The 7,058-nt window shown below is 38.9% G+C and carries 5 protein-coding genes; 1 reads left to right on the top strand and 4 read right to left on the bottom strand.

The window, feature by feature from the left end; translation table 11 throughout:
• Positions 1–399 precede the first annotated feature (399 nt).
• Entirely contained in the window at positions 400–1,107 is a 708-nt protein-coding gene (locus BALCAV_RS14660) for a response regulator (RefSeq protein WP_003323083.1), read from the bottom strand.
• A gap of 118 nt (positions 1,108–1,225) precedes the next feature.
• The gene (locus BALCAV_RS14655; RefSeq protein WP_003323084.1) at positions 1,226–2,362 is read right to left on the bottom strand and encodes a sensor histidine kinase; all 1,137 of its coding nucleotides are present in this window, start codon (positions 2,360–2,362) and stop codon (positions 1,226–1,228) included.
• 493 nt (positions 2,363–2,855) lie between these two features.
• Here BALCAV_RS14655 and BALCAV_RS14650 point away from each other — a divergent pair, with 493 nt between their 5' ends.
• Complete coding sequence (locus tag BALCAV_RS14650) at positions 2,856–3,494, top strand: YigZ family protein (protein ID WP_003323085.1); 639 nt, start codon at positions 2,856–2,858, stop codon at positions 3,492–3,494.
• Between the two features lie 157 nt (positions 3,495–3,651).
• On the opposite strand, the gene tnpB is transcribed toward BALCAV_RS14650, so the two are convergent.
• On the bottom strand, positions 3,652–4,785 hold the full coding sequence (tnpB, locus tag BALCAV_RS14645) for an IS200/IS605 family element RNA-guided endonuclease TnpB (RefSeq protein ID WP_040324064.1): 1,134 nt from the start codon (positions 4,783–4,785) through the stop codon (positions 3,652–3,654).
• Between the two features lie 423 nt (positions 4,786–5,208).
• Positions 5,209–7,050 carry an oligopeptide ABC transporter substrate-binding protein gene (gene opp4A / locus BALCAV_RS14640; protein ID WP_003321299.1) on the bottom strand — a complete coding sequence of 614 codons (1,842 nt, stop codon included), beginning with the start codon at positions 7,048–7,050 and terminating at the stop codon, positions 5,209–5,211.
• Between the last annotated feature and the right edge of the window lie 8 nt (positions 7,051–7,058).

Genomic DNA, 7,058 nt, shown 5'->3' with positions numbered 1-7,058 from the left:
TTTTGACTGCATGGGCTTTTTTCATTACCTATTCCTGATTTTTTCGCACCCGTAATCCGCCCCCAGCAAGGGATTTTTCATTACTTATCCCTCATTATTCACACCCTAATTTTGACTGCATGGCTTTTTCATTACCTATTCCTGATTTTTCGCACCGTAATCCGCCCCAGCACGGATTTTCATTTCCTATCACAAGTTTTTCGCACTTTAATTTTGACTGCATGGCTTTTTCATTACCTATTCCGCACTATTCGCACCGTAATCCGCCCCAGCACGGATTTTCATTACCTATCACAAGTTTTTCACACCGCACCCTAATCCCATCAAAACCACAAAAAAACCTCCAACAGCATCTCAGCTGGTGGAGGGTTCCATTCCCCAATCATACATTCACATCATTTATCTAACAACTACATATCCACTCTTAATGGCTTCAACAACGGCTTGGGTACGGTCGTTTACGCTCATTTTTTGAAGAATGTTACTTACGTGGTTTTTGACGGTTTTTTCGCTAATGAATAACGTTTCGCCGATGGCACGGTTGCTTTGGCCGTCTGTCATTAATTGCAGAACCTCACACTCACGACGTGTTAAGATGTGCAATGGCTTACGGTATTCGACTTCACGGTAGCCGATTGACTCTTCATGCTCATCGTCTTCTGTTGCTAAACGACGGTATTCCTTAATTAAGTTGTGCGTCACTTTCGGGTGAATATATGCACCACCTGAAGCGACTACTTTGACTGCCTCAATTAATGCATCCGCGTCCATTTCCTTTAATAAATAACCAGCAGCACCTGTTTTTAATACATGAGTGACATAAGACTCATCGTCATGAATCGATAAAATTAAGACTTTAATATTTGGGTAGCGTTCGATTAATGATTTTGTCGCTTCGACTCCGTTTACATTCGGCATATTAATATCCATTAAAATGACGTCTGGTTGATACTTTTCGACAAGATCAATTGCTTGAGAGCCATCTTCACCATCAGCAACTATTTCAAAATCATTTTCCATTGCTAAGATACGTTTGACACCTTCTCGAAATAATTGGTGGTCGTCGATTAATACGATACGAATGTTTCTTTTTTCGGTTTCAGTCATATTCAGTCACCTCTCCGTGTAGCTGTTAATTTTAATTAAATGTCTTCGTTGCTGAATTCACTTTTTTATATAATGCGATAACTGTAGTCTTTTTCTTGATACTAGAATGCAACTTCAATTAACTTTCATCTGTCATCAAAGGAATTTGGATAAGTAAAGTTGTCCCCACGTTAAGATGCGATTGAATATTTAAATCCCCTTTTAGCATATTAACCCTTTCCTTCATTCCCATGAGTCCAAAAGAGCCTTCTTTAACCGTTGAAGGATCAAAACCTTTGCCATTATCCTTAATGACTAAAATTACCTTCGTTTTTTGGAATTCTATTTTCACTTGAATTTGTGTCGGCTCGGCATGTTTGCAAGCATTTTGCACACCTTCCTGCACCAAACGGAACATGGCAACCTCAAACTCTTGTGGCAGCCTTTGTTCTTTCCCCAGTGCGGCAAAGGATACAATGACTTGATGATGTTCCTCGAAATTCTTCAGATACTTCGATAATGTTGGCATTAAACCTAAATCATCGAGAGCCATTGGTCGCAGGTCATAAATAATCCTTCTTACTTCTGCCAAAGAAGAACGAACCATTTCTTTTAAAGAGCGAATCTCCTTTAAAGCCTCATCAATTCCCTCTTCTTTATGAATACGTTCAATCAACTCTGAACGGAGCATAACATTCGCCATCATTTGAGCTGGTCCATCGTGTATTTCCCGTGAAAGTCTCTTTCTTTCCGCTTCCTGTGCTTCAATGATTTTCAATCCGAATGCTTGTTTTTCCTTCGCACTCTGAATGACCTCACCTACATTTTTTAAATCCTGCGCTAAGAAATTAAAAACCACTGACATTTGTCCAGCCAATTGTTCTGCTCTTTCTACGGTATCTCCAAGATCGACAATACGACGTTCAATCGTATCTCGTCGTTCTCTTAATTGAAGTTCCTCGTGCCTTAAAACAGCTAATTCTACTTGATAATTGTTCGCCTGTTCATAAACCGCTTGTACTTCCTTTGTACTGTACTCTTCAAAATTTTTACTAACTTCGGCTAAACGATTACGAGCATATTTTGCATATAGTTCTGTTTTGTCCGTATTTTCAATGACACGTGTTACCTTCAGCCGAATTTCTAATAGTTCCTTTTGTAAGGATACATACTCTTGCCTCGACTTCTCGCTAATTTCAAAAATTTGCTCACGACTTTGCCCTACAGTATGTATCGTCTTTTCTATAATATCTTCAAGTACTGTTTGTCCACTCAAGCCTTTTCACCCACTTTTCTATACGAAAACCAGTCAAAGGTCACGGATGAATGCCCTTAGAAGTGTAACCAATTGCCTCATTTAAGACTTTCCGCTATCCTTATATTACAACAAAAAATAAGAAAATCCTATCTAGATTCAAACATAATTCGATATAAATATGCTAATATGTTGATTACTTTCAATTTTAAAATCAGTCAAAATCGAAATGTCGGCATATTAACACACTTTATTTATATCCAAGTAATTTGAATGCCTACAAATTGTACCAATCATCTGGTTTGGTATACTATTAGGGACATAGTTCTAACCCTTTTTTCATTTCTATTTAACAAATGTTTCTGAATCAATTATTTCTCCCTAACAATTGAAGCAAAAATGTTCTAACGCTTTAATCTGTAAACATGTTTCCGACAAGCCTATCCTAACAAACATTTGTTACATCTTGATTTCGGATTCTTGTAAAACTATGAAAAAAGCAGGTGGTTTTTTAATGTTAGAAGAATACAAAACAGTCAAAGGTTATGGTGAACATGAACTAGTGATCCAAAAATCACGATTTATTTCCCATTTCGAAAGAGTGACAAGTGATGAAGAAGCACAAGCATTTATTGAAAAAATTAAAAAGAAACATTGGAACGCAACTCATAACTGTTCGGCGTATTTAATTGGTGAAAATGATTTGATTCAAAAAGCAAATGATGATGGCGAACCGAGTGGAACAGCCGGAGTTCCCATGCTAGAAGTTCTAAAAAAACGACAACTAAAAGATACCGTCGTTGTCGTCACTAGATACTTTGGAGGAATTAAATTAGGTGCCGGTGGACTCATCCGGGCTTACGGTAGTTCTGTGAGTGAAGGTTTAAATGAAGTCGGTGTTGTCAAACGAAGTCTCATGCAAGTCGCTTATTGCTCCATGGATTATCACTGGTTAGGCAAAGTCGAAAATGAATTAAGACAATCAACATACGAACTAAAGGAAATCTCCTATTTAGAAGATGTCACAGTTCAAGTGTATGTCAAAAACTCTGATCTCGAACCATTTACAAAATGGATGGAAGAGCTAACCAATGGTCAGATCGAGATTAAATTGGGAGAACCAGTTTATTTAGAATCACTCATCCACTCCTAACAACTTTTGAACTACTCGCCACTTATCGACCTTGCGGTCTGATTGAAGTGGGAGATTCTTGGGAACAGAGCGTACTTGCCAGCGCATTTCTTTGCCAACAGAGGTTTCTCTTATGGACCAAGCTATCCCCGTCGATTCCTACGGTTCTGTCTGTTGTTTAAGCCATGTGGAAGGTTCTTACCCCTTCGGCTAGAATATTTTGGCTGGCATTGATATCTCGATCGTGATGTTTATGGCAAATAGAACACGTCCAGTCCCTTATTTCAAGAGATTTCTTGCCCTCTTGATGTCCACATTCGGAACAGATTTGACTAGATGGAAACCACCTGCTTATTTTCACGATGGTTTTCCCGTACCATTTCGCTTTGTATTCTAATTTCGATACAAAGGCAGACCAGGATACATCCGAGATGGATTTGGCTAATTTATGATTACGTAACATTCCTTTGGTGTTCAAGTCCTCTAAACAGATCATATCGTGGTTTTTGATGATGTCTGTACTTAACTTGTTCAGAAAATCGTCACGTTGGTTCCTGACTCTTTCGTGCAACCTGGCCACTTTGCGTTTTTGCTTCTGATAGTTTTGGGCATCAAATAGATGAATACCCTTATTTTTGGCCTGTAACGCACGCCTTGAAAGTTTTCGCTGTTCACGTCTTAATTTCTTTTCCATTTTGGCTGTGAATGTATGATTGTCCATCTTGTGACCATCCGAAAAAACCGCAAAGTCCGTGATGCCTAAATCTATACCGATAGATGAATCCGTTTTCTTCAAGGGCTGTACGTCTGTTTCGACTAGAATGGATACAAAGAACTTTCCGCTTGGATTTCGTCTGACTGTAGCGTTCAGAATACGCCCTTCAACCTCACGACTTTTGGCCAAGCGAACAAGACCCAGTTTCGGCAATTTAATTTTGCTGTTTACAATGGCAATGTTATGGTTTGTTTCTTTCGTGGTGTAGGATTGTACCTGATTCTTTTTAGACTTGAAGCGAGGTGCTTTATTTTGTTTCTTGAAGAATCGAGTATAGGAATCAGCAAGGTTTTTCAGGGAGGATTGAAGGGCAATGCTATCCACTTCTTTTAGCCATACGAATTCCTTTTTTAGTTGGGTTAATTGGGATGAACAAGAAGAATACGTTAATCCTTTACCTGTTTCTTGGTAGGTATCGTTCCATTGCCCTAAAAAGCGATTGAATACAAAACGAGAACAGCCGATGGTTTTGGCAATCAGGGTTTCCTGTTCTTTGCTTGGATAGATACGGAACTTATAGGCTTTCTTGACTAGCACGGCTCTCCCTCCTTCACTCATAGAACGTTTGTTCTTATTTTATCATAGAAAGGAGCGTTTTGGCTACCACCAACCGACATTCATCTCCCACCTATCGTTGGGCTTTGCCCTTCACACGATGGAGGAAGGAGTCTTCTGTCGGAAAACGATAAATCTATTTAACCGAGCATTAAACTAGTTTCTTCTATTATATAAGTGAGCTTATTTTAGTAATACCTCATTCAAACGTAACAGACGTTTGAATGAGGCTTTTGTTATGGAGGGCTATTTAATTCTATAGTTTTGAGAATATGTGTGCGATGTCTCCTCTTCCATCAGTAATTGAAATTAAATATTTTACAGCCTCAAAAAAGCCACTCAGAGCCTAGAGCTCTCAGTGACTTTTCCTTTTAATCTAACGGCAGAAATACTTAGTAGCTAAGATTACTCAGCTGATTCAGCAACTTCTTCCGTTACACCAACTTGGTATCTGAAGTATCCAGTACCATCACCAACTGCATAGCCAGTTACACGGTTGTTAACCGGTACTAAAGCTGCACGGTAAAGAGTTGGGAATGCAGGAACATTTTCAACCATATATTCTTGCCATTGATTGTAAACATCAACACGGTAATCGACATCAAATGCTGCTTCAGAAAGACCATCAGTCATTAACTGATTGTTTTCATCACTTACATAACGAGTGTAGTTATATGATGCTTCCGCTCCATATAAACCACTTGGGTCAACGTCAATTCCAACAACCCAAGCTCCTTGGTAAATGTCGATATCTGGATCATCAGCTTCTACACGATCGTAGAATGAGTTGAACTCATGTAAACGTCCATCTAAAAGTTGTACATTTAATCCTACATTTGCCCAAGCTTGAATGTAGTAGTTTGCTAATGGCTCAGCAATTTCATCTCCACTCATAGAAGCGAAGTTAATTACTAACTCATTGCCATCTGGATCTTCACGGAATCCATCTCCATCAACATCCACATAACCAGCCTCATCAAGAAGCTCATTCGCTCTCTCAGGGTCATAAGCACGACCTGGGTTTGTTGCATCATGGAATTCTGGGTGCGATGGTGGAATTAACGTCGTACCAGCCCATCTTAAACCATGATAGAAACGCTCTCCAACTGTGTCATTATCAACCGCATGCCACATTGCTTGACGTAAATTTTTGTTACCCATTTTAGCGTTTTCTGGATCATATACATTTACTCTATTTTCTTCATCCCAATGACCTAATTTAAAACCAATATACGTGTAGGCACGATCAATATTTCCTAACCAAGTGATGTTTGATAATTCATCTACAACATCAGCAAACTGTGCTTGTGGGAATGAACTTACCATGTCTACTCCGCCATTTCTTAATTCTTCAACAACAACGGAAGGATTAATAACACGTAATGTTACTTTATCCAGAGCAGGCTCACCTCTCCAGTAGTCTTCATACTTAGAGTACGATACAGACTCACCAGGAACGATTGAGTCAACTTTATATGGACCAAACCCGATTGGATTTTGACGAGTTGCTGCATGTGAAGACATCTCTTCAACTGGAATATCACCATAAATATGTTTAGCTAATGGGTAAGTCCAAACTCCACCAGTAATTAAAGAAGGTGTTGCTTGAACATACGTAATACGTAAAGTTTTCTCATCAATTATTTCGATACCAGAAATTTCGTCAGCCTCACCATTATGGTAGTCAACGATACCTTCAATGTTACGAAGTGAAGAGTCAAAACGAACACCATCATAGTCTGGATCAGCGATTACATAATGAGCAAAAGCCCAGTCTTCTGCTGTTACAGGAGTACCATCGTGCCAGTTCACATTATCACGAATTGTTAAAGTCCAAATACGATTGTCTTCTTCATCAATTTCATATGTTGCTGCACCGTCTTGAGTGTAAACATAGTTTTCATCCCAAGTTAATAACGGCTCATCAAACCACTGAAGAACTTGTGCATCTGGGTTACCAGAATAGAAGTTCCAGTTTAATGTACCTTCAAATGGAGTATCAGATGATAAACCAAATACTAATTCTCCACCATCAATTGTTGTTCCATCGTCTTTAATATGATCGAAATCTTCGATAGAGTAAAGACCATCTGTTTCTTCATCTTCTTCCGGAGTCTCTTCCGTTTCTGGATCATCTGAAGGTGTTTCTTCAGGATCCCCTGATGCACCGTCATTACTACAAGCAGCCATAAAGACGACAAAGCTTGCTAGTAACACTAGTAATAACAAACGTAACTTGTTATTCATTCTTATTC

Origin of the sequence: Alkalihalobacillus alcalophilus ATCC 27647 = CGMCC 1.3604 (genome assembly GCF_000292245.2) — a bacterium.
GTDB classification, from domain to species: Bacteria; Bacillota; Bacilli; order Bacillales; family Bacillaceae_D; genus Alkalihalobacillus; species Alkalihalobacillus alcalophilus.
Note: the sequence above shows the minus strand (reverse complement) of the source record. Positions and strands in the feature narration are given on the sequence as shown.